A 22,673-nucleotide genomic window follows, 5' to 3' on the forward strand; every position below is an offset into this window, starting at 1 on the left:
CTCCTGCAATGCCTTTTTATTGTGATTACTGGGCTTTTTCGGCGGCCAGTTCTTCCAGATCGATGTAGCGGTTGCCGATGCGCGGGTGCAGGCGGCCACCGTCGGCGCACCCGAGCACCACCACGATTTCGTCGGCACGCGGCGCGTCTTCGATCTGCATTTCCAGGGTGATGTAGTGCGAGCGCAGCCCTTCGTCGTCCTTGTGCATCATCGGGATCTGGATCGAGGTGCCCGGGCCGCCGCGCTTGTTGGTGAAGCTCAGGTAGCTCTTGGCCTTGACCGCTTCGCGGTAGTGATTGCCGAAGCGCAGGGTGTGGATCACCGCCGAGGCGTGTTCGATTTCGCCGTCGGCGCCGACCACTGCAGCCTTGCCGTAAGCCTCGATCTTCTCCGCACCGCCGATGATGCCCACCAGGCGCTCGACCATCAGCGCGCCGAGGTCGGAGCAGTTGGCGCGGATCTGCGGTTTCAGATCCTCAACGAAACCGTTGCCGACCCACGGGTTTTTCATCACCACGGCCAGCCCGACCATGGTTACCGGCTTGTCAGTGGCCTTGCCGCCTTCGATGAAGGTTTCTTCGACATAGCTGACGATCTTGCGAATTTCGAAACTCATGAGCTGCTCCGTAGGGGGATTGAGAGTGTCTGTGCGTCTGATGGTATACCATAATACCTATCGTGCAAGTCCCCCACGCAAGATTTGCCGCATCCATCCGGCGAATGGCGGTGTATTCACCGCTAGCCCCAATCTCACAAACACCATTGCACCCTGTGGGAGGGGGCTTGCTCCCGAAAGCGGTGGATCAGTCGACATCTCTGGTACCTGACACATCGCCTTCGGGAGCAAGCCCCCTCCCACAGTGGAAATCACCGCTGACAGGAGGCCCATCCGGTTAACAAAAGATAACGTGGCGCCGATTGTCAGACGTTTCCAAAGCCCGATAGGATGAGCCAGCTTCCCAAGGCGCTCTGGACTGCGGGTTTCACGGCTATGCTTGTGACCTGTCAGTCACCACGAGCACCCTTGCGGCGCCCTAAGGCCGAATGGCCTAACAATAATAAATAGGGGAAGGTCTATGAGTCGTTGCCGCCCGCCGGCGTTTCGCAACACCGCGTTGCTGGCCACAGCACTCACCCTGCTGGGCTGTGCTGCCTTGTCGGCACCCGTGCTGGCCGCTGAAGCGCCAGCCGACGGGGTGTATTCCACCGAATCGGCCAAAGCCGCAAAAAGCCTGATGCTCGATGTCGTCCACGCCGGCACCCGGTTGGTGGCGGTGGGTGATCGCGGGCACATTCTCTATTCCGACGACCAGGGCAAGACCTGGACCCAGGCCAAGGTACCGACCCGGCAACTGCTGACGGCGGTGTATTTCGTCGACGACAAGCACGGCTGGGCGGTGGGCCACGATGCGCAGATCCTCGCCAGCGAAGACGGCGGCCTGACCTGGAGCAAACAGTTCGAAGACCTCAAGCGCGAAGCGCCGCTGCTCGACGTCTGGTTCCAGAACGTCAACCACGGTGTGGCGGTCGGTGCCTACGGCGCCCTGCTGGAAACCACCGACGGCGGCAAGAACTGGCAAGACGTCAGTGACCGCCTCGACAACCAGGACCAGTTCCACCTCAACGCCATCGCCGCCGTCAAGGACGCCGGGCTGTTCATCGTCGGCGAGCAGGGCAGCATGTTCCGTTCCCCGGACTGGGGCCAGACCTGGGAAAAGCTCCAGGGCCCGTATCAAGGCTCGCTGTTTGGTGTGATCGGCACCGCACAACCCCAGACTCTTCTGGCGTATGGCCTGCGCGGTAACCTCTATCGCTCCACCGACTTCGGCAGCACCTGGCAGCAGGTTGAACTCAAGGCCGCGCGCGGTGCGCTGGAGTTCGGTCTGTCCGGCGCGACCCTGCTTGCCGACGGCTCGATCGTGATCGTCGGCAACGGCGGCTCGGTCATCAGCAGCAGCGATAACGGCGAAACCTTCAGCGTGTTCAACCGCCCGGACCGCATCTCGCTGTCCTCGGTGACGGCGGCCGGCGACGGTAATCTGATTCTTACAGGGCAGGGCGGCGTGCACACCACGCAGCCAAACGGCGCCGAGATCAATAATAAGAAGGCGGGGCTATGACTTCCTTGAGCAATCATCATCAGGACAAGGCGACGTTCCTCGAACGTCTGATTTTCAACAACCGCCCGGCCGTGATCCTGATCTGCCTGGTGGTCAGCATCTTCCTGTTCTGGCAGGCCACGCTGATCCGGCCGTCCACCAGTTTCGAAAAAATGATCCCGCTCAAGCATCCGTTCATCGAGAAGATGATGGAGCACCGCAACGACCTGGCGAACCTGGGTAACACCGTGCGGATCTCGGTGGAAGCCACCGACGGCGACATCTTCTCCAAGGAGTACATGGAGACCCTGCGCCAGATCAACGACGAGGTGTTCTACATCTCCGGCGTCGACCGTTCCGGCCTCAAGTCGCTGTGGAGCCCGAGCGTACGCTGGACCGAAGTGACCGAAGAAGGCTTTGCCGGTGGTGAAGTGATCCCGCAGAGCTACGACGGCTCGCCGGAAAGCCTCGACATGTTGCGCAACAACGTACTCAAGTCCGGGCAGGTCGGGCGTCTGGTGGCCAACGACTTCAAGTCGAGTATCGTCGACATCCCGCTGCTGGAGTCCTACCCGGATCCGCAGGATCAGGGCAAGCTGCTCGCGCTGGACTATCGCCAGTTCTCCCATGAACTGGAGGACAAGATCCGCAACAAGTTCGAAGCGCAGAACCCCAACGTCAAGATTCATATCGTCGGTTTCGCCAAGAAGGTCGGTGACCTGATCGACGGTCTGGTGATGGTGGTGATGTTCTTCGGCATCGCCTTCGTCATCACCCTGATCCTGCTGCTGTGGTTCACCAACTGCCTGCGCAGTACCGTGGCGGTGTTGAGCACCACACTGGTGGCGGTGGTCTGGCAGCTCGGGCTGATGCACTTCTTCGGTTTCGGACTCGATCCGTATTCGATGCTGGTGCCGTTCCTGATCTTCGCCATCGGCATTTCCCACGGCGTGCAGAAGATCAACGGCATCGCCCTGCAATCCAGCGAAGCCGATAACGCCCTGACGGCGGCGCGGCGCACTTTCCGGCAACTGTTCCTGCCGGGGATGATCGCGATTCTTGCCGACGCCGTGGGCTTCATCACGCTGCTGATCATCGACATCGGGGTGATCCGCGAACTGGCGATCGGCGCCTCCATCGGCGTGGCGGTGATCGTGTTCACCAACCTGATCCTGCTGCCGGTGGCGATTTCCTATGTCGGCATCAGCAAACGCGCGATTGCCAAGAGCAAGAAGGACGCTAATCGCGAACATCCGTTCTGGCGTTTCCTGTCGAACTTCGCCAGCCCGAAAGTCGCACCGATCTCCATCGCTCTGGCGCTGATCGCTTTCGGCGGCGGCCTCTGGTACAGCCAGAACCTGAAAATCGGCGACCTCGATCAAGGTGCGCCGGAGCTGCGTCCGGACTCGCGCTACAACAAGGACAACAATTTCATCATCAACAACTATTCCACCAGTTCCGATGTGCTGGTGGTGATGGTCAAGACCGCCACCGAAGGCTGCTCGCGCTACGAAGCCATGGCGCCGATCGATGAGCTGATGTGGAAGATGCAGAACACCGAGGGCGTGCAGTCGGCGATCTCGCTGGTGACCGTGTCCAAGCAGATGATCAAAGGCATGAACGAGGGCAACCTGAAATGGGAAACCCTGTCGCGCAACCCGGATGTGCTGAACAACTCGATCGCCCGCGCTGACGGCCTGTACAACAACAGCTGTTCGCTGGCGCCGGTGCTGATCTTCCTCAACGACCACAAGGCCGAAACCCTCGACCGTGCGGTACACGCGGTGCAGGAATTCGCCAAGGCCAACAACAAGGACGGCCTGGAATTCATCCTCGCCGCCGGTAACGCCGGGATCGAGGCGGCCACCAACGAAGTGATCAAACAGGCCGAACTGACCATCCTGATCCTGGTGTACATCTGCGTCGCGGTGATGTGCATGATCACCTTCCGTTCATGGGCGGCGACTCTGTGCATCGTCCTGCCGCTGGTACTGACCTCGGTGCTGGGCAACGCGCTGATGGCGTTCATGGGCATCGGCGTCAAGGTCGCGACCCTGCCGGTTGTGGCGCTGGGTGTGGGGATTGGCGTGGACTACGGGATCTACATCTACAGCCGACTGGAAAGTTTCCTGCGCGCGGGTCTGCCGTTGCAGGAAGCCTATTACCAGACCCTGAAATCCACCGGTAAAGCGGTGCTGTTCACCGGTCTGTGCCTGGCCATCGGCGTGTGCACCTGGATCTTCTCGGCGATCAAGTTCCAGGCCGACATGGGCCTGATGCTGACCTTCATGTTGCTGTGGAACATGTTCGGTGCGCTGTGGCTGCTGCCGGCCCTGGCGAAGTTCCTGATCAAACCGGAGAAGATGGCGGGGCAGAAGGGCAATTCGCTGTTCTCCCACTGATCCGAATGCCGAAACAACAAAGCCGCAACCTTAGGGTTGCGGCTTTTTTTATCCAGTGAACATCACACCCTTCAAAATGTGGGAGCGGGCTTGCTCGCGAAAGCGGTGTGCCAGTCATAACATGCTTTGCTGATACTCCGCATTCGCGAGCAAGCCCGCTCCCACAGGAGATTTTGGGTGTGTCAGGTGAGTTCTGTGCCAAGCACGACACTGAGAGCACTACGCGCATCATCCAGCTGCACCAGCGTCGCGTGGCGGGCGCCAAGCGCATCACGGTTCTCGATCGCCGTTAGAATCGCCTTGTGCCGTGGCAGCGCCAGCTCATGTAGATTCGGCCGCTGGTTGGAATGCTTCAACGCCTCGGCGATCGCCACCGACAACATGTTGCACAGGTTCGCCAACAGATCGTTGTGGGTCGCGTCGGCGATGCGGCTGTGGAAGTCCAGGTCCGGTTGCAGCAGGGCTTCCGGGGTCGGTGCGGCTTCCATGCGCTGATAGGCTTCGCCGATGGCGGCGATGTCGGCCTCGGTCGCGTGCTGAGCGGCGAGGGCGGCGGCGGCCGGTTCGATGATGCTGCGCACGCTGGTCAGCACATTGAAGAATTCATTCTGCGGGCTGCTTTGCATCAGCCAGTGCAGTACGTCCGGATCGAGCATGTGCCATTCACGTCGGGCCTTGACCACCGTGCCGACACGCGGTTTGGAGTACACCAGTCCCTTGGCCACCAGCACTCGCGTGGCTTCACGCAACACCGGGCGGCTGACCGCGTACTCCTCGCACAACAGCGCTTCGGCGGGCAGTTTGTCGTCGGGCAAAAAACGTCCGGAGACGATCTGCATGCCCAGTTCCTGGACAATGCGCGAGTGCATGCTTTTGCGGTCGGAAGGTTTGCGGTAATCCATGGGGAACGGCGCGATCCTGAGCGATGGAGATGCCGCGCATCATAGCAGGCACGACACTGTATTGAGGCAGACACAGTAGCGAAATGTGGGAGCGGGCTTGCTCGCGAAAGCGGAGTGTCAGCCAAAAATATGGCACTGACACTCCCTCTTCGCGAGCAAGCCCGCTCCCACAGTGGGAATGCATTCCAAGGTAGGAGCTGCCGCAGGCTGCGATCTTTTGCGGTTAATGGGAATGGCGGGGGACTTCAGCACCTCGGCAGCCGACCAGGAAATCAAAGTCACAACCCTGATCCGCCTGCAGCACATGGTCGATGTACAACTGACGATAGCCGCCGACCAACAGCTGCTGCGGAGGCTGCAGATCCGCCATGCGCGCCGCCAGTTCGGCATCCGGAATGTCCAGATGCAAACGCCCGCTGGCACAATCCAGCTCGATCCAGTCGCCTTCCTGCACCACCGCCAACGGCCCGCCGGCCGCCGCTTCCGGGGCGACGTGCAACACCACCGTGCCGTACGCGGTGCCGCTCATTCGCGCATCAGAAATGCGCACCATATCGGTCACGCCCTGCGCCAGCAGCTTGGCCGGCAAACCCATGTTGCCGACCTCGGCCATGCCCGGATAACCCTTTGGCCCGCAGTTCTTCATCACCAGAATCGAATCTTTATCGACATCCAGTTCCGGATCATTGATCCGCGCCTTGTACATATCGAAGTTTTCAAACACCACCGCACGACCCCGATGCTGCATCAATTCAGGCGTGGCGGCGGATGGTTTGAGCACCGCACCCAGCGGCGCCAGATTACCGCGCAACACGCAGATGCCACCGTCAGCGCGGATCGGATTGTCGAGGGTGCGGATCACTTCGTCCTCGCCATAGATCGGCGCGTCTTTCACGTTCTCGCTCAGCGTCTTGCCATTCACGGTCAGGGCATTCGGATTGGGGATCAGGTTGGCCTCGCCAAGACGCCGCAGCACCGCCGGCAAACCGCCAGCGTAATAAAACTCTTCCATCAGAAAACGCCCGGACGGTTGCAGATCGACGATGGTCGGCATGCCGCGCCCGATGCGCGTCCAGTCGTCCAGATCCAGTTCGACGCCGATGCGACCGGCGATGGCTTTCAGGTGAATCACTGCGTTAGTCGAACCGCCAATAGCGGCGTTGACCCGAATGGCGTTTTCAAAGGCTTCCTTGGTCAGGATCTTCGACAGTCGCAAGTCTTCGCGCACCATCTCCACCGCGCGCATGCCGGACATGTGCGCCAACACGTAACGCCGCGCATCGACTGCCGGAATCGCCGCGTTGTGCGGCAACGACGTGCCCAGTGCTTCGGCCATGCAGGCCATGGTCGACGCGGTGCCCATGGTGTTGCAGGTGCCCGCCGAGCGTGACATGCCGCCCTCGGCCGCGAGGAAGTCGTCGATGGTGATAGTGCCGGCCTTGACCTGTTCGCTGAGCTGCCAGACCACCGTGCCGGAGCCGATGTCCTTGCCCTTGTGCTTGCCGTTGAGCATCGGCCCGCCGGTGACGACGATCGCCGGCACATCGCAACTGGCCGCGCCCATCAGCAGCGCCGGAGTGGTTTTGTCGCAGCCGGTCAACAGCACCACGCCGTCAATCGGGTTGCCGCGAATCGCTTCTTCGACGTCCATGCTCGCCAGGTTGCGAGTGAGCATGGCGGTCGGGCGCAGGTTCGACTCGCCATTGGAGAACACCGGGAATTCCACCGGAAAGCCGCCAGCCTCGATCACCCCGCGTTTGACGTGCTCCGCAATCTGGCGGAAATGCGCGTTGCACGGGGTCAGTTCCGACCATGTGTTGCAGATGCCGATGATCGGCTTGCCGTGAAACTGGTGGTCGGCGATGCCCTGATTCTTCATCCAGCTGCGGTACATGAAGCCGTTCTTGTCGGCCGTGCCAAACCATTGGGCCGAGCGCAGGGTGGGTTTCTTCTCAGACATGATCGGTTCTCTTATTGTAAGACTATTGTTTGCGAGTCATGGCTAAACATAAGCGCAAAATCGCCGCTTTGGAAGTGTTGTTGGGTAATTAGTATTACTATATAGTCGTTTTCGGTGGAGGGATTGGCCCTGGCGGTTTTCCGCGAGAGGCGTCCCCCGAGGTTCTATAAAAACAACAATCGGAGACCGATCCCATGAGCCAGGAACTGCGGCTTGTTCGCCGCATCACGCTGAAACTGATTCCCTTCCTGATCCTGCTATACCTGATCGCCTATGTGGATCGCTCCGCCGTCGGCTTCGCCAAGCTGCACATGGGCGCCGACATCGGCATCGGTGACGCGGCCTATGGCCTCGGTGCCGGGCTGTTTTTCATTGGCTACTTTCTTCTCGAAATCCCCAGCAACCTGATGCTCGAACGCTTCGGTGCGCGGCGCTGGTTTGCGCGGATCACGATCACCTGGGGCGCAATCACCATCGGCATGGCATTCGTCCAGGGCCCGCACAGTTTCTACGTGATGCGCTTTCTGCTCGGCGCGGCGGAGGCGGGGTTCTTCCCCGGCGTTCTCTACTACATCACCCAATGGTTCCCGGTGCGCCATCGCGGCAAGATCCTCGGCCTGTTCATCCTCTCTCAACCGATCGCGATGATGATCACCGGCCCGGTGTCCGGCGGCTTGCTGGGCATGGACGGCATCCTCGGTCTGCACGGTTGGCAATGGCTGTTCATCGTCATCGGCACCCCGGCGATCCTCCTGACCTGGCCGGTATTGCGCTGGCTGCCCGACGGCCCGCAGAACGTGAAGTGGATGGATCAGGCCGAGAAAGACTGGCTGACCGGCGAACTGAAAAAAGATCTTCAGGAATACGGCCAGACCCGTCACGGCAACCCGCTGCATGCGCTCAAAGACAAACGCGTGTTGCTGCTGGCGCTGTTTTACCTGCCGGTGACCCTGAGCATTTATGGCCTCGGCCTGTGGCTGCCGACGCTGATCAAACAGTTCGGCGGCAGCGATCTGGTGACCGGTTTCGTCTCGGCGGTGCCGTACATCTTCGGCATCGTCGGTCTGCTGATCGTGCCGCGCAGTTCCGACCGCATGAATGATCGCTACGGCCATCTGGCGGTGCTCTATGTGCTGGGCGCGCTGGGCCTGTTTTTCAGCGCGTGGCTGACCCTGCCGGTGGCGCAATTGGCGGCGCTGTGCCTGGTGGCGTTCGCGCTGTTTTCCTGCACGGCGGTGTTCTGGACCTTGCCGGGGCGGTTCTTTGCCGGCGCGAGTGCAGCGGCGGGGATCGCCCTGATCAACTCGGTGGGCAACCTCGGCGGCTATATCGGGCCGTTCGTGATCGGGGCGTTGAAGGAGTACACCGGGAATCTGGCTTCGGGGTTGTATTTCCTCAGTGGGGTAATGGTGTTTGGTTTGATTCTTACCGGAATCGTCTACCGGGTGCTTGAGCGCAAACATGTGCTGCCGGTCGAGCAGTTCGCCGCCAGTGCACGCGGTGCCACAAGAACCTGACTGGCCGACACCGACCTTGTGGGAGCGAGCTTGCTCGCGAAGAGGTCGGCACATTCAACATTTGTCGTGACTGTTACACCGCCTTCGCGAGCAAGCTCGCTCCCACAGGAATCAGCGGTGTTTTTGAGGGAATAGGAGAAGAACATGCATCTGGTTCAATTCGAATTGATTAACGGCGAGCGCCACGTCGGCGTGGTCGACAACGGTCTGATCCGCGAAGTGCAGGACGCCCGCACTGTGCGCGATCTGGCCCTGGCCGCGATCGAGGCCGGCAGCACCCTTGAACAGCAGGTGCAGACCCACGGCCTCGGCATCCATCACGACTACGCTGAGTTGCTGAACACCCGGCGCATCCTGCCACCGCTGGACCATCCCGATCCGGCGCACCTGCTGGTCAGCGGCACCGGCCTGACGCATTTGGGCAGCGCCTCGGCCCGGGACAAGATGCACCAGCAGGCCGGCGACGAAGCGCAAATGACCGACACCATGCGCATCTTCAAATGGGGCGTGGAGGGCGGCAAACCGGCGGCGGGGCAGGCGGGCGTGCAACCGGAATGGTTTTACAAGGGCGACGGCAGCATCGTCGTGCGTCCGGGCGAGGCCTTCCCGTTACCGCCGTTTGCCGAGGATGCCGGCGAGGAACCGGAAATGGCCGGGCTCTACGTCATTGGCCACGACGGCAAACCCTGGCGCCTCGGTTTTGCGGTGGGCAACGAGTTCTCCGACCACGTCATGGAGCGCAAGAACTACCTGTACCTGGCCCACTCGAAACTGCGCAGTTGCAGCTACGGCCCGGAACTGCGCACCGGCGAATTGCCGCAGCATCTGGCCGGCACCAGCCGCATTCTGCGTGACGGTGAAGTGCTGTGGCAGAACGAATTCCTCAGCGGCGAAGCCAACATGTGCCACAGCCTCGCCAACCTCGAATACCACCATTTCAAATACCGCCAGTTCCTGCGTCCCGGCGACGTGCACATCCACTTTTTCGGCACCGCGACCCTGTCGTTCGCCGATGGCATCCGCACCCAACCCGGCGACCGGTTTGAAATCAGCCAGGCTGACTTCGGCGCACCGCTGGTCAACGGCATCGCGCCGGCAGAAGCGGTTTTTCAACCGGACAGCATCGGCACCCTTTAAGGAGCTCCCATGACTCAGATTCTCGGTCACAACTACATCGGCGGGCAGCGCAGTGCCGCGGGCAACGTGAAACTGCACAGCGTCGACGCAACTACCGGCGAACAGCTGCCGTACGATTTCATTCAGGCGACTGAAACTGAAGTCGATGCCGCCGCCAAAGCCGCCGCCGCAGCGTACCCGGCCTATCGCAGCCTCAGCGCTGAACGCCGCGCGCAATTTCTCGACGCGATTGCCGATGAGCTGGATGCGTTGGGTGATGATTTCGTCGCGTTGGTCTGCCGCGAAACCGCGTTGCCGGCGGGGCGCATTCAGGGCGAGCGCGGGCGTACCAGCAGCCAGATGCGCCTGTTCGCCAAGGTCTTGCGGCGCGGTGATTTCTACGGTGCGCGAATCGATCTGCCACTGCCGGATCGCCAGCCGTTGCGGCGTCCCGATCTGCGCCAGTACCGCATCGGCCTCGGCCCGGTCGCGGTGTTCGGTGCGAGCAACTTTCCGCTGGCGTTCTCGACGGCCGGTGGCGATACCGCTGCCGCGCTGGCCGCTGGTTGCCCGGTGGTGTTCAAGGCTCACTCGGGTCACATGGCAACCGCTGAACTTGTCGCCGATGCACTGATTCGCGCCGCCGAAAAAACTGCGATGCCCGTCGGTGTGTTCAACATGATTTACGGCGGCGGTGTGGGCGAGTGGCTGGTCAAGCATCCGGCGATTCAGGCCGTCGGGTTCACCGGTTCGCTCAAGGGCGGGCGGGCACTGTGCGACATGGCGGCGGCGCGGCCGCAACCGATCCCGGTGTTCGCCGAGATGTCGAGCATCAACCCGGTGATCGTCTTGCCGCAGGCGCTGGCCACGCGTTCGGAATCGATCGCCCGCGACCTGACCGCCTCGGTGGTGCAGGGCTGTGGTCAGTTCTGCACCAATCCCGGTTTGGTCATTGGTATTCGCTCGCCGCAGTTCAGCGCGTTTGTCCAGCAAGTCGCCGGGCTGATCGGCGATCAACCGGCGCAGACCATGCTCAACGCCGGCACGCTTGGCAGCTACGGCAAAGGCTTGCAGAAACTCTTGGCGCATTCCGGCATTGAGCATTTGGCGGGTCAGCCACAGCAGGGCAATCAGGCGCAGCCTCAGTTATTCAAGGCCGATGTCAGCCTGTTGATCAACAGCGATGAAGTGTTGCAGGAGGAAGTGTTCGGCCCGACCACGGTGATCGTCGAAGTGGCGGACAAGGCCGAGCTCAGCGCGGCGCTGCAGGGCCTGCACGGCCAACTGACGGCGACGATGATCGGCGAGCAGGCCGACTTCGAGCGCTTCCCGGAGCTGACGCCGTTGCTAGAGCAGAAAGTCGGGCGGATCCTGCTCAATGGTTATCCGACCGGGGTCGAGGTGTGTGACTCGATGGTGCATGGCGGGCCGTATCCGGCGACATCCGACTCGCGCGGCACGTCGGTGGGGACGCTGGCGATCGATCGCTTCCTGCGTCCGGTGTGCTTCCAGAATTACCCCGACAGTTTGCTGCCGGAACCGCTGAAGAATGGCAATCCGCTGCGCATCCAGCGGCTGATAGACGGCAAACCCTCGCGCGACGCGTTGTAAATCGCGCCGCACACCCCCTGTGGGAGCGGGCTTGCTCGCGAAGGCATTCTTTCAGTCAGTGATTGATTGCCTGACACACCGCTTTCGCGAGCAAGCCCGCTCCCACAGGGATCTCCAGCGACAATGAGCTATCATTGGCCCTTTCCCCCCTAAGAAAGACTGTTTGCCATGACTGCCCAAACCCTTCTCAACGCCCTCGAACACTGCGGCATGGTCGAAATCGATGGCTTGCACGCCTTCGAATTCGCCCTCGACGAAGACGACAACCTGCACATCGAATGCATCGATGGCCGCACGGCCAAGCATTGGGAGTTCACCCCGGCGCAGGTTACGGCGGCGACGTTTGATGAAGACCTGCAGAGCTGGCTGATCATTGGCTATGCCAGCGACACCAAAACCACCGGCGAGCACCGTCTGGTCTGCCTCGGTGATGTAGTCAGCAGCAGCGATGACGAGGATGAAACTGATGAACATGCGTAAATTCTGGCCGCTGCTGATGGCCGGCAGCGTCGGTGCGATGGGCCTTTCCAGTGCCAGCGCCGAGAACTATCAATTGCTGGTCGGCTCCTACACGGCGGGCACCAGCCAGGGCATCTACCGGATGAATTTCGATAGCGCCACCGGCCAGATTGCCGCCAAGCCGCTGCAAGTGGTGAAGAGCGAAAACCCGTCATGGCTGACCCTGTCCAAAGACCAGCATCGGCTGTTCGTGGTCAACGAAAACGGCCCCGGCCAGAAAGATCCGGTCGGTCGCGTCAGCAGCTATTCGATTGATCCGAAGACCCACGCCCTGACTCTGATCAATCAAGTGCAGAGCCTGGGCAACGAACCGACCCACTCAAGCCTGAGCGGCGACGCCAGCCACCTGTTCGTCAGCAACTATTCAGTGATGGAAGATCCGGGTGGCACCCTCGCAGTGTTGCCGGTCGGTGCCGATGGCAAGCTCAAACCGGTGGTGCAGATGAGCGCGCACCCGGCGAGCCGGGTCAACCCCGAGCGTCAGGCGTCGAACCACGTGCACTCGACCGTTTCCTCACCGGATGGCCGCTACGTGTTCTCCAACGACCTCGGTGCGGACAAGGTCTTCATCTACAAATTTGACCCGAAGGCCAACCCGGACCTGCCGCTGACCCCGGCAAAAACCGCTTCGATCGCCTTGCCGGCCGGCAGCGGCCCGCGTCATTTGCTGTTCAGTGCTGACGGCAAACATGCCTGGCTGACCATGGAAATGAGCGCGCAGGTGGCGGTGTTCGACTACAACGACGGCGTGCTGACTCAGACGCAACTGGTCGATCTGGCTGCCGGCCAACCGACCTCGGACAAGGCCGGTGCGGCGCTGCATGCCTCGGCGGATGGCAAATTCCTCTACGTCAGCAACCGTGGCACGGCCAATCAGTTGGTGGTGTTCAGCATCGACCCGGCGACCGGTCAGCTCAAGGAGCTGCAAAAACGCTCGGTGGAAGGTGATCACCCGCGTGAGTTCAGCCTCGATCCGAGTGGCAAATTCCTGCTGATCGCCAATCAGAAGAGCAACGAAATTGTTGTCGTCGAGCGCGATGCCAAGACCGGTCTGCTTGGCAAAACCGTGCAAAAACTGCCGATGGACGCCCCGAGCGACCTGAAGTTTCTAGTGCGACAATAAGCCACAGGCCCCGGTTTGCGGGGCCTGTCTCTTTGTATTAATGGCGCTGATATCCGGTAATGCTACAAAGCATTTCAAGCGATCAACCCTCGAGCGTTAAGTTTGCTTCACGGCCCAACCGGGCAAAGCAAGCCAACTGAATACGAGGGTTACCGCCATGAGCTTCAATCTCTTCTCCGTTATCGCCGCTTCCGCCATCTCTGCCACCGTTGCATTGCCAGCCAGTGCCAACGCTGAAGTCAGCAACAAAAAATCCCACACCCAGAGCTACACCCAGAAATACCTGCAACAGAGCGCCAACTTCTACGCCGCGCTGGATCACAAAGCCCAACACTGAAAGTCCGATTTGGCACCGCTCCCTGTAGGAGCTGCCGAAGGCTGCGATCTTTTGATCTTGTTTTTAAAAAGCAAAATCAACAGATCGCAGCCTTCGGCAGCTCCTACACGTGTGCGTGTGTTTTTCGCAGCCTGATAGGTTTCTTGAACCGCGCAAATAGACCGGCTAAATAATCAACCAAGCTGATGGTTACTATGGGAAACCCTGAGTGGTTACCGCGGCTTTTTTGATCGATCCTGACGGCACTGAAACATGCCCACGGAGCACATCATGGCCAGTTCAATCATTACCTCAGCCAAGCGCGGCGCTTACCTGGCCATCGGTCTTTACCTGGCCCTGGTGCTGTTTGTCAGCATAGCCTCGCAGACTCAACACAGCTTCGAAGCGCCGATCCAGGTCGCACACCCCGGCATCCAGTTCGAACACCGCGCAGATGTGCTGGTTGATCGTGCTGAACTCGCAGGAGTGGGCGGAGCATGAAAGGTTACAGACTCTGGGTCATCGCCGGATTGGCACTGATGACCAATGGCGCCGCGTTACTGGGCTTCGGTCAAGGCTCGGTGGGTGCGCTGGCACGGGCCATAGAGGCTAATCACAGCATTGCGCACAACATCGAACGGGCAAATACCCTGGGGCTGATGGCCGGCAACCCACCGGTAAAAGTCTCGGCCGATTTTCTCGGCCCCTTCGAAGTGGATTGCATGGCACTCGGCATGTGCGCCGTGCTGGCTTAGACTGAGCGAACCATTGTGGCGAGGGGATTCATCCCCGATGGGCCGCGAAGCGGCCCCAGTCCCGGCGAACCGGATTATTCTGATACACCGAGGTGTCTGATTTCAGGGCAGCTTCGCCGCCCATCGGGGATGAATCCCCTCGCCACAAGGAGTTCGGTACCAGGAATTCGGGTTACTTCTTCATGATCGCCGTGAACAGCTCGGACTCAAGAAAACCCTGCAACCACGCCTGCAACCGCACATAAGGCGTCTGCGCAAACCACTCGCGATCCACGTGCGCAAACTGCCGAACGAACGGCAGCAACGCGATATCCGCAAGACACGGGTGATCACTCAGCAAATAATCCCGACTTTCAAGCAACCCATCCAGCCTCTGCAGAAACAACGCGCCCTCAGCCCGATAAACCTCCATCGGCTGCTCGGGATAGCGCTCGGCGTATTTGTAGCGATTCAGATGCAGCTTGAATGCCTGATCGTTGGCTTCGATCAACTCGGCAATCCGTGAATCACCGCCAAGCAACCAGTTGTCAGGATCATTCTGTGCCAACGCCCAGCGCATGATCTCCAGGCTCTCATCGATCACTCGACCCTCCGCATCCAGCACCGGCACCGTGCCTTTGGGCGAGATCGCCAGCATCTCGGCCGGTTTGGCCTTGAGGCTGACTTCGACGATCTCCACCGGTACGCCCGAATAACGCAGAGCCATTCGCGCGCGCATCGCGTAAGGGCAGCGGCGGAACGAATACAGCGTGTTCATTTCACCTCCAGTGTGCTCAAACCGTTGCCTTGGCGTTGTACCTGAATCTGCACCGGAATCCGTTCGTGCATTTCCTGTACGTGGGAAATCACCGCGACCTTGCGCCCCTGCGCCTGCAATCCGTCGAGTGCATCCATGGCCAGTTGCAGCGACTCCGGATCGAGGCTGCCGAAGCCTTCGTCGATGAACAGCGATTCGATCTTCAGCGTGCTCGACGCCATCGATGCCAGGCCCAGTGCAAGGGCCAGCGACACCAGGAAGGTTTCGCCGCCGGACAGCGAATGCACCGAGCGCAATTCGTCGCCCATTTCGGTGTCCATCACCAGCAGGCCGAGCATGCTGCCGCCACGTTTCAGGCGATAGCGTTTGACCAGTTGCCGCAACTGCACGTTGGCGTGATGCACCAGCAAGTCGAGGTTGTAAGCCTGGGCGATCTTGCGGAAGGTGTCGCCGGTGGCCGAGCCGATCAACGCATTCAAACGCGCCCAGCGCTGGTACTCGGCATAGGCGTCGGCAATCTGCTGCGCGAGTGCCAGATTGGCGTTTTGCCGGCGCTGATCTTCGGCCTGTTCGGCGCGCAGTTCGGCGCACTGTTGCTCGCTGAGGTTGAACTGGTTCTGCAGGTCGGCGAGGGCGCTGGCGAGTTGTTCGGCATCGAGGTTGCCGTTGTGCTGCGCCTGATGATCGGCCAGACGCTGATCACGTTCCTGCAGCAGCACCTTGGCCTGTTCGATGGCTTTTTCGTTGTGCTGCAAGCGCTGGCGCAATTCGCTGAGCTGCGTGTCATCGACGCGGAGCAAGTCTTCGAGGCCGCCGTCATCCAGCTCCGGATGACGCCCGCGCCAGTCGGCAATTTTCTGCGTCAGCTCATTGTCTTCGCTTTGCAGTGCCTGCAAGCGTTCCTCCTGCGCCTTGAGTTCGGCGCCCACCTGCACCCGTTGCGTGCGCACGTTCTGCAGTTCCGCAGCCGTGCTGGTCTCGGCGTTGCGCGCCTGATCCACGGCCTGCTCCAGTTGCTGCTGCCAGTGCTCGGCGCTGTTGTGTTCACCCAGCAGCTGCGCGAGTTGCGCCTGACAGGCCTGTTGCTGTGCGGCCAGTGCGCTGAACTGCTGCTCGGCGCTTTGCAGTTGCTGGACGCGGCTGTGCTGGCGATCCTGTTCTTTCTCCAGGGTTTGCTGGCGTTGTTGCTGTTCCGCCAACTCTTCCTTTTGCTGCTCGACTTGCGCCAGACGCTCGGCAATCTGCCGATCCAGCTGCATGAAGGTCGCCGCCGGCTCGACGCGCAAGGCTTCGAGGGTGTCGGCCGGCAGCAGGCTGGCGAACGCGGTGAGCTCTTCGTCGAGACGCTGACGGTCGCTGCTCAGTTCGCGTTGTTGATTGCTCAGGTGCTGCGCCGCTTGCTGATGCGCGGTTTCGGCGTTGCGCAGTTGCTGGGTCAGGCGCGCCGCATCCTGTTGCAGGGTGAGCAGGGCGCTCTGGCGTTGTTCGTCCTGCGTAATGCTCTGGTTCAGTTGATCGGTTTGCCGGGTCAGCCAGGCGTCACGCTTGTCGGCATCCTGATTCAGCAACTGAGGGGCCAGCGGATGCGCCTCCAGACTCGGCGCCAGTGCCTGAAGCTGGGCAGTCAATTGCTCCTGCTGTTGCAACAGCTCTTTCTGCCGGGCGATCACGCCACCGACTTCGGCGCGCAGCTCGGTGAGTTTTTCCTTGAGCTGATCCACCGCTTGCTGCGCGCTGGCCTGCTCGGACTCATCGTGACGGCCGAGGCTTTGCAGCAGCGCTTCCGGCTGATGATACGGATGCTCGTTGCTGCCGCAGACCGGGCAGGGCTGGTCGTCCTGCAACTGCGCGCGCAACTCTTCGACACTGGCACTGCGCGCCAGACGCTGGCGTTCGAGCAGTTCACGGGTGACGTTGAGGGTTTGTTCGGCGATGGTCAGTTCGGCTTTGCTTTTCACCCCATCCTGGGTCAGGCGCTCGCGTTCCTGCTGTGCGTCGAGCAGGCGCTGTTGCAACTCGGCGCCGCGTTTTTCCAGCTCCTGCTGACTGGCCCACAGCCGCGTCAGGTCTTCGATGGCGCGCAGCTGTTTGCGGTTGTCCTGCAACAGAGTGCCGAGGATGCCGATCTGCTCGGCGACCGCATCCGGCTCGGCGCCGGCCTCCTTGAACAGCACTTCCAGTTGCTGCTTTTGCGTGGCCAGCGCTTCGGCGCTTTGGCTTGCATTCTGTTCGAGGGTCGCCAGTTCGGCTTGCCCTTTGTTCAGTCGATTACCGATCAGCATCAACTGTTGCAGGCGATCGCGGTAGGCATTCCATGCATCGCTGAGCGGTGCCAGATGAGCGCTTTGTTCGAGCTCGGCGGCCATTTTCTGCAGGCGTTCAGCAACTTCAGCCTGTTTTTCCTGCAAGGCTTGAATGGCGCTCTGGCCTTGCGTGCAGGCCTGCTCGGCGGTTTGACGGGCGTCGGCGCTGAGGGCGGTGTCCTTGGCGAGGCGGGCGAGGGTGCTCTGCTCTTCGAAAGCCTGACGCAGCAGCGGGGCGCTTTCGCTGTTGCGCTGCTGCGCTTCGGTCAGGGCGATTTTTGCCGCATCGAGTGCCTGCTCCAGTTGCGTCTGACGCTCATTGAGTTCGCCATGCTGGCGAGTGTGCGCGGCAATTTGTGCGGCCAGCGGCGTCAGTTGCGCATCGAGTTCAGTCTTGCGCGCGAATTGGTGCCGTTGCGGGGCGAGTTGTTCCAGGCGCGTCAGCTTCAGGCGCTCGCCGGCCAGGCTTTCCCACTGTTGCTGCGCACTGTGCAGTTGTTCGGCAGCCGCTTGCTGCGCGTCCTGCAACTGGCGCAAATCCTTGAGCCAGCTGTGCTGTTGTTCCAGTTGCTTGAGCTGCGCTTGCTGCAACTTCAATTGCTGCTGGGCAGCGTTGAAACGCTCATCCAGTTCGGCCCGGGCTTCGGGGGCGAGCGGGGTGACGCCGGTGGCTTGATCCTGCAGCAGCTTGTGCGCTTCGCGGGCCTCTTTGGTCTTGTCGAACGCGCGGCGGCCTAAGCGGGTGTAGAGCGCGGTGTCGGTGAGTTTTTCCAGCAGTTCGCTGCGGTCGTTGTCGTCGGCCTTGAGAAACGCACTGAACTCGCTCTGAGCCAGCAGCACGGCGCGGGTGAACTGTTCGAAGTTCAGACCGAGTGCGGCTTCGAGCTGGGTCTTGTACTCGCCTTTCTGACTGGCGAGCAGTTGATCCTGATCGATGTCACGCAGGCTCTGACGGCTGGCCTGCAACTTGCCGCCAGCCTTTTCCCGGGCGCGGTTGGCTTCCCAGCGCGCGCGATAACGGCGACCGTCGACGCCGACAAAATCCACCTCGGCATACCCTTCGCCGGTGCCGCGCCGCAGCAAGGTGCGCGGGTCGCCGGTGGCGATTTCACCGTCAGCGTCCGGCACCTTAGCGTCGCGACCGGTGTTGTTCAGGCGCGGGACCGCACCGAACAGCGCCAGGCATAACGCGTCGAGCAAGGTACTTTTACCGGCGCCGGTCGGCCCGGTGATCGCAAACAGCCCGGCACTGGCCAGCGGTTCGGCGGTGAAATCAATCTCGAACGGCCCGGCCAGCGAGGCGAGGTTCTTCAAGCGAATGGCGAGAATCTTCATGGCTGCTCGCCCTCCAGTTGCACGTCTTGCAGCAGTTCGGCGAAGTCCTTGAGGGTCTGTTCATCGACCTCGTTGCCGTAATTGTCGAGCCAGGCGCGACTGAACAGTTCCTGCGGGGTGAGTTGATCGAGTTCGATCAATGCGCTGCCTTCTTCGGCACCGTCAGCACCGCGATTGCCGGCGTATTCGGCGGCAATCCGCACCAGGCGCACGGCCTTGCCTTGCAGGGCGTTTTCCACTTGATGGCGCAGATCCGGCTGCGGCTCGTCGAGGGTCACGCGCACCTCCAGCCATGGCTGGCGCTGGGTTTCAGCGAGCAGATCAATATTCGGCAGGTCGGCCAGTTGCAGCAGAATATCCGCCAGCGGCGCCGGGCCGATGCGTTGCAGGTTGACCGAGCGCGGGATCAGTTTCGGCTCAACGCTGACCAGCGTTTCACCGTCGAGGATGATATCGAGAATCTGGTGCTGATAACCGATCTCCGAGAACGACAACGGAATCGGCGAGCCGCTGTAGCGAATGCGCTCTTCACCGTTGACCTTCTGCGGCTTGTGCAAATGGCCGAGGGCGACGTAGCTGATGCTCGGCCCGAACAAACTGGCGGGCAGCGCTTCGGCGTTACCGATGATCAGGCTGCGCTCGGAATCTTCCGAGACCGAACCACCGGCCATGTGCGCATGGCTGATGACGACCAGCGCCTGACCCGGTTGGCGCTTGGCATTCGCCGCTTCGATCAGCCATTCATGCACCTGACCGATGCCACGCAAATAATTGTCGCCCAGATGCGCGCCAGTCACTTCCGCCGGACGCAGGAACGGCAGCGCCAGGCACCATGCGGCGATCTCGCCTTGGGCATTCGGCAGCGGCAGCAGCAGACGTTCGGCGTCGAGCTGGCCGTCATCCAGCCACAACACCCGACCCAGCGCATGGGCGCGCAAACGGCGCATCAACGGCGCCGGCAGCTCGATGCGCGAGCCGGAATCGTGGTTGCCGGCAATCATCACGATGGTCAGCAACGGCTGCTGCTCGTGAGCGCTGACGATGAAGTCGTAGAGGCGTTCCTGGGCTTTGACCGGCGGATTGACCGTGTCAAAGATGTCCCCGGCAATCAGCAGCACATCCGGCTGCGCCAGTTGCAGTTGGCGCAGCAGCCATTCGAGAAAGCACGCATGCTCGAAATCGCGCTCCTGGCCGTGCAGGTTTTGCCCAAGGTGCCAGTCGGAGGTGTGGAACAGACGCAAGGTGGACTCCGCTACAGAAATAGGTGATGGCCGCGGGGGAAATGATGGGCGGCTAAAGAGGGGGGAGTTTACAGATTATTGAGGAGTGAGGGCTCGTCTGGGTAGGTCGAGGCTGGGCATTTCGGTGATGCCAGACAGCGGTTATCTGGTGTTTTGCCATTATATTGATATCATTTTGCGGCGAGTGCGGTACGCTTTTCGAGTTTTAGAAAACCCAACAGTTTCCGATGAGGCTGTGCTTCTAGAATGGCCATAAGACAAAGCTTGAACAGAAAAAGGACGCTTCAGTCATGCCAAAATTTGCTTGTGTCTGCGGTCATGTAATTAACCTGTCTTCGGGTACGTCCGATTCTGAGTTGTCTTTAGTCGCTGAGCAGAAGATAGATGAAATTGGCTGTGCGCTGTCAAATCGTTGGCTGTCTGAAGACGAGTTCTACGAAACGATAGACCAAGGGGCTGTGACGGTTTATCGATGCCAGCAGTGCGGGCGGCTGCATGTGGATCAAGGGGGGTGGACAGTTTTCTTCCTATATAAAGGAAGTAAGTTAGTCGTTTGAGTCTGGATGATCGCAGTGAGCATTGGTGGTTTTTTTAGGGTCGCTACGTTGTTTTTAGCTCGCTATCAAATCCGCGTGACTTCAGGCGGGGGGCGTGGAACAGGGAATGTTGAGATGAACGCAATGTGACTAATTTGTTTTGAGATGGATGTGGATGGCGCCGAGGAAACTCCGCCTTTGCCCAGTCCAGGGGGAGTAAAAAGTGATCACTGAAGATATAAAGATCGTCGAGGAAATTTTCCAGGAAGTCGAAGTTGGTATCGTCTATGGCTATGACGCTTTCCGATACGGTGTTGAACTGGGAGAGGGCTACATAGAAACGGAATTGGCCGTCGAAAAAGATGGAGTTGAGGACTGGAATGCCGAAACCGACATAAACGGCGCGAAAATTCTTCGTCTGGTGGACCAGTTACAGGCAGCCGCCGCCAGCCGCGGTGAACCATGGAAGTCATTTGTCCTGTCCTATCGCAAAGGCGAACAAGTGAAAACTAAATTCAACTACTGATTTCAGCGTCTGATTGAGACGGGGACCTATGACGAGGAACTGAAAGCCATTCAGTCGGATATGGAAACCGTGCGCACTAATGAGAATTCGGTCTGTCGTGTCCCGAATAATGAAAGACCCTATACGCAGGAAATAGAGTGATTACTGAAGACTTTGAAATCGTCAAAGCAATTTTTCAGCTGGTTGAAGGTGGAATTGTTCACGGTTATGACGCCTTTCGATACAGCGTTGAGTGGGGTGGTAACTATATGGAGGCAGACCTCGCCGTTGAAAAAAATGGTTCAGAAATCTGGGACGCTGAGACTGATTTCAACCATTCGAAAATCTATGCGCTTGTAGAAAAATTACACACGAATGCGGTTGCTCGTGGCGAGCCATGGATATCCTTTGTCCTATCCTATCGCGAAGGCGAACAAGTGATAACGAAATTCAACCATTGATTTGATAATAAACGTGATCTGTCCGGGTTTTATTACTGTCGAGTTGAGTCAGCATTACAGGGGTATGGAATATGAAGTTTCGTGATTTGGAGGAGTTGCCTTTTCTAGACATCGCTGCGCAGGACGGTTGTTCGTTGGATGAATGGTATGTTTCGGTACGCGATGTCCCTATAAATGAATTGGCTGTAGGTGATATTTGTCGCGCGTTGAGACAAGAGTTGTTTACTCGATATGTGCTTCCCGTTGCGGTGGCTTTATTGAGTGATGATGTTCTCGCTGGTGACAGATATGACGGCGAGTTGGTTGTTGCACTTGCAGGTCTGAACGAAGTCCATTGGCGAAAGAGCACAGGTGCAGCTATTCAGGTAAAAGCTGCTTTGGCTGAATTAAAGGACTTTTGTAACGATTCCGAGTTGTTAAAGGATGCTTCTAGTCTGATGAAGACGCTTGACAGGGTTGAGTGAGTTTTCTGTTGGATAGTTGTTGGATTTTTCTTGTTTAAAATGGGGTTGACTATGCGCTGTTTCGGAATCTCGTTGTTGCTGGGCGTAACTCTGCTGGTATCAGGCTGCAACACCACGCCAGTAGACAAAGCAACGGTTTATTATGACCGGGCGCAATTTTCTTCGCAGATCGTAAAAGACGATCCTTCTATGAGTGATCCGATTCTCCAGCACGGTCGCTGCTCATTGATTATCTCCACGCCGGGGTCAAATACGGGCACCTACCAATTTTGTACTTTTGCCCTGACTGCCAAGGGGCTTTATGTCCAGGGGTGGGATGCGAAAGCGTTGAAGTATGTTGAGGTCGTGCACGTCGATTTGTCGAACATCAAAGAAATGTCGCTTCATACATTCTTCCGTACCAAGCAGCTTCAGTTAACGGAGGAACGGCGACAACTGGCGCTGAGTGTATCGATTGACGAGGGTGGCTACGTTGATGCCGAAGCTACTGAACGGTTGTTCGATACGATCAAGAAAAAGGGTGTTCTCGTGGTGGAAAGCAAGGGAATGATCAATCCACCTGCACCGCCCACACCGATGATTATTCCTGTAATTATTCCGAGATAAAGCTACTGAAAAGGGGGCAGGTTTATTTGATTCGATAAAGCTGTCCCCTTTTTTGTGAGATGGAATTCAGATGAATATTGGAGTTTTGTACTTTGCCATTTTAAGCATTTCATTCGGTCTCTCAATGGGCGCGATCTGCCAGCAT

20 protein-coding genes are annotated in these 22,673 nt (G+C 59.5%); 14 read left to right on the forward strand and 6 right to left on the reverse strand.

Annotated elements, in window-relative coordinates:
• Positions 1-25 precede the first annotated feature (25 nt).
• Positions 26-616: an amino acid synthesis family protein gene (locus JFU48_RS19790; protein ID WP_003225712.1), complete on the reverse strand. Its 591-nt coding sequence runs from the start codon at positions 614-616 to the stop codon at positions 26-28.
• A gap of 460 nt (positions 617-1,076) precedes the next feature.
• On the opposite strand from JFU48_RS19790, the gene JFU48_RS19795 reads away from it, so the two are divergent.
• Positions 1,077-2,120, forward strand: coding sequence for a WD40/YVTN/BNR-like repeat-containing protein (locus JFU48_RS19795; protein ID WP_003225711.1), 1,044 nt, complete (start codon positions 1,077-1,079; stop codon positions 2,118-2,120).
• Positions 2,117-4,501 (forward strand): efflux RND transporter permease subunit, encoded by a 2,385-nt coding sequence (locus JFU48_RS19800; RefSeq protein ID WP_103484454.1) that lies wholly within the window; start codon positions 2,117-2,119, stop codon positions 4,499-4,501. The genes JFU48_RS19795 and JFU48_RS19800 overlap by 4 nt, the downstream gene beginning before the upstream one ends.
• Before the next feature lie 182 nt (positions 4,502-4,683).
• Here JFU48_RS19800 and JFU48_RS19805 read toward each other — a convergent pair whose 3' ends face one another.
• Both JFU48_RS19805 and JFU48_RS19810 read right to left on the reverse strand, forming a co-directional pair.
• Positions 4,684-5,403 (reverse strand): FadR/GntR family transcriptional regulator, encoded by a 720-nt coding sequence (locus tag JFU48_RS19805; protein WP_045122493.1) that lies wholly within the window; start codon positions 5,401-5,403, stop codon positions 4,684-4,686.
• 223 nt (positions 5,404-5,626) lie between these two features.
• Entirely contained in the window at positions 5,627-7,363 is a 1,737-nt protein-coding gene (locus tag JFU48_RS19810) for an IlvD/Edd family dehydratase (protein WP_003225709.1), read from the reverse strand.
• 194 nt (positions 7,364-7,557) lie between these two features.
• On the opposite strand from JFU48_RS19810, the gene JFU48_RS19815 reads away from it, so the two are divergent.
• From JFU48_RS19815 to JFU48_RS19850, 8 genes are all read left to right on the forward strand, one after another.
• Positions 7,558-8,880: an MFS transporter gene (locus JFU48_RS19815; RefSeq protein ID WP_201137390.1), complete on the forward strand. Its 1,323-nt coding sequence runs from the start codon at positions 7,558-7,560 to the stop codon at positions 8,878-8,880.
• 144 nt (positions 8,881-9,024) lie between these two features.
• Complete coding sequence (gene araD1, locus JFU48_RS19820; RefSeq protein ID WP_201137391.1) at positions 9,025-10,017, forward strand: AraD1 family protein; 993 nt, start codon at positions 9,025-9,027, stop codon at positions 10,015-10,017.
• 9 nt (positions 10,018-10,026) lie between these two features.
• A complete protein-coding gene (locus tag JFU48_RS19825; RefSeq protein WP_201137392.1) occupies positions 10,027-11,607 on the forward strand; it encodes an aldehyde dehydrogenase (NADP(+)) in 1,581 nt (526 codons plus the stop codon).
• Positions 11,608-11,775: 168 nt separating this feature from the next.
• Positions 11,776-12,087 (forward strand): DUF5629 family protein, encoded by a 312-nt coding sequence (locus JFU48_RS19830; RefSeq protein WP_103522086.1) that lies wholly within the window; start codon positions 11,776-11,778, stop codon positions 12,085-12,087.
• The gene (locus JFU48_RS19835; RefSeq protein WP_003225703.1) at positions 12,074-13,249 is read left to right on the forward strand and encodes a lactonase family protein; all 1,176 of its coding nucleotides are present in this window, start codon (positions 12,074-12,076) and stop codon (positions 13,247-13,249) included. Before JFU48_RS19830 ends, JFU48_RS19835 begins: the two co-directional genes overlap by 14 nt.
• A 157-nt stretch (positions 13,250-13,406) precedes the next feature.
• Positions 13,407-13,586: a hypothetical protein gene (locus tag JFU48_RS19840; protein WP_201137393.1), complete on the forward strand. Its 180-nt coding sequence runs from the start codon at positions 13,407-13,409 to the stop codon at positions 13,584-13,586.
• Positions 13,587-13,856: 270 nt separating this feature from the next.
• Positions 13,857-14,066, forward strand: coding sequence for a hypothetical protein (locus tag JFU48_RS19845; RefSeq protein WP_003225700.1), 210 nt, complete (start codon positions 13,857-13,859; stop codon positions 14,064-14,066).
• The gene (locus JFU48_RS19850; RefSeq protein ID WP_201137394.1) at positions 14,063-14,320 is read left to right on the forward strand and encodes a hypothetical protein; all 258 of its coding nucleotides are present in this window, start codon (positions 14,063-14,065) and stop codon (positions 14,318-14,320) included. Before JFU48_RS19845 ends, JFU48_RS19850 begins: the two co-directional genes overlap by 4 nt.
• Positions 14,321-14,492: 172 nt before the next feature.
• On the opposite strand, the gene JFU48_RS19855 is transcribed toward JFU48_RS19850, so the two are convergent.
• From JFU48_RS19855 to JFU48_RS19865, 3 genes are read right to left on the reverse strand one after another with little or no spacing between them, the layout of a single operon-like run.
• Positions 14,493-15,077, reverse strand: a complete 585-nt coding sequence (locus tag JFU48_RS19855) for a glutathione S-transferase (RefSeq protein ID WP_201137395.1) — start codon at positions 15,075-15,077, stop codon at positions 14,493-14,495.
• Complete coding sequence (locus JFU48_RS19860; protein WP_201137396.1) at positions 15,074-18,715, reverse strand: AAA family ATPase; 3,642 nt, start codon at positions 18,713-18,715, stop codon at positions 15,074-15,076. The genes JFU48_RS19855 and JFU48_RS19860 overlap by 4 nt, the downstream gene beginning before the upstream one ends.
• Entirely contained in the window at positions 18,712-19,956 is a 1,245-nt protein-coding gene (locus tag JFU48_RS19865) for an exonuclease SbcCD subunit D C-terminal domain-containing protein (protein WP_201137397.1), read from the reverse strand. The genes JFU48_RS19860 and JFU48_RS19865 overlap by 4 nt, the downstream gene beginning before the upstream one ends.
• A gap of 759 nt (positions 19,957-20,715) precedes the next feature.
• On the opposite strand from JFU48_RS19865, the gene JFU48_RS19870 reads away from it, so the two are divergent.
• The 4 genes from JFU48_RS19870 (at position 20,716) to JFU48_RS19885 (ending at position 22,528) form a co-directional block, all read left to right on the forward strand.
• Positions 20,716-21,018, forward strand: a complete 303-nt coding sequence (locus tag JFU48_RS19870) for a hypothetical protein (protein WP_003225692.1) — start codon at positions 20,716-20,718, stop codon at positions 21,016-21,018.
• 137 nt (positions 21,019-21,155) lie between these two features.
• Positions 21,156-21,458 (forward strand): hypothetical protein, encoded by a 303-nt coding sequence (locus JFU48_RS19875; protein ID WP_003225690.1) that lies wholly within the window; start codon positions 21,156-21,158, stop codon positions 21,456-21,458.
• 71 nt (positions 21,459-21,529) lie between these two features.
• Complete coding sequence (locus JFU48_RS19880; RefSeq protein ID WP_201137398.1) at positions 21,530-21,922, forward strand: contact-dependent growth inhibition system immunity protein; 393 nt, start codon at positions 21,530-21,532, stop codon at positions 21,920-21,922.
• A 75-nt stretch (positions 21,923-21,997) separates the two neighbouring features.
• On the forward strand, positions 21,998-22,528 hold the full coding sequence (locus JFU48_RS19885; RefSeq protein WP_232324047.1) for a hypothetical protein: 531 nt from the start codon (positions 21,998-22,000) through the stop codon (positions 22,526-22,528).
• Positions 22,529-22,673 lie beyond the last annotated feature (145 nt).

Origin of the sequence: Pseudomonas sp. TH49, assembly GCF_016650625.1 — a bacterium.
In the GTDB taxonomy this organism is placed as follows: Bacteria; Pseudomonadota; Gammaproteobacteria; order Pseudomonadales; family Pseudomonadaceae; genus Aquipseudomonas; species Aquipseudomonas fluorescens_H.

Coding starts and splice junctions, on each gene's coding strand:
- JFU48_RS19790 (WP_003225712.1), bottom strand. CDS start 616: ATGAGTTTCGAAATTCGCAAGATCGTCAGCTATGTCGAAGAAACCTTC.
- JFU48_RS19795 (WP_003225711.1), top strand. CDS start 1,077: ATGAGTCGTTGCCGCCCGCCGGCGTTTCGCAACACCGCGTTGCTGGCC.
- JFU48_RS19800 (WP_103484454.1), top strand. CDS start 2,117: ATGACTTCCTTGAGCAATCATCATCAGGACAAGGCGACGTTCCTCGAA.
- JFU48_RS19805 (WP_045122493.1), bottom strand. CDS start 5,403: ATGGATTACCGCAAACCTTCCGACCGCAAAAGCATGCACTCGCGCATT.
- JFU48_RS19810 (WP_003225709.1), bottom strand. CDS start 7,363: ATGTCTGAGAAGAAACCCACCCTGCGCTCGGCCCAATGGTTTGGCACG.
- JFU48_RS19815 (WP_201137390.1), top strand. CDS start 7,558: ATGAGCCAGGAACTGCGGCTTGTTCGCCGCATCACGCTGAAACTGATT.
- araD1 (WP_201137391.1), top strand. CDS start 9,025: ATGCATCTGGTTCAATTCGAATTGATTAACGGCGAGCGCCACGTCGGC.
- JFU48_RS19825 (WP_201137392.1), top strand. CDS start 10,027: ATGACTCAGATTCTCGGTCACAACTACATCGGCGGGCAGCGCAGTGCC.
- JFU48_RS19830 (WP_103522086.1), top strand. CDS start 11,776: ATGACTGCCCAAACCCTTCTCAACGCCCTCGAACACTGCGGCATGGTC.
- JFU48_RS19835 (WP_003225703.1), top strand. CDS start 12,074: ATGAACATGCGTAAATTCTGGCCGCTGCTGATGGCCGGCAGCGTCGGT.
- JFU48_RS19840 (WP_201137393.1), top strand. CDS start 13,407: ATGAGCTTCAATCTCTTCTCCGTTATCGCCGCTTCCGCCATCTCTGCC.
- JFU48_RS19845 (WP_003225700.1), top strand. CDS start 13,857: ATGGCCAGTTCAATCATTACCTCAGCCAAGCGCGGCGCTTACCTGGCC.
- JFU48_RS19850 (WP_201137394.1), top strand. CDS start 14,063: ATGAAAGGTTACAGACTCTGGGTCATCGCCGGATTGGCACTGATGACC.
- JFU48_RS19855 (WP_201137395.1), bottom strand. CDS start 15,077: ATGAACACGCTGTATTCGTTCCGCCGCTGCCCTTACGCGATGCGCGCG.
- JFU48_RS19860 (WP_201137396.1), bottom strand. CDS start 18,715: ATGAAGATTCTCGCCATTCGCTTGAAGAACCTCGCCTCGCTGGCCGGG.
- JFU48_RS19880 (WP_201137398.1), top strand. CDS start 21,530: ATGAAGTTTCGTGATTTGGAGGAGTTGCCTTTTCTAGACATCGCTGCG.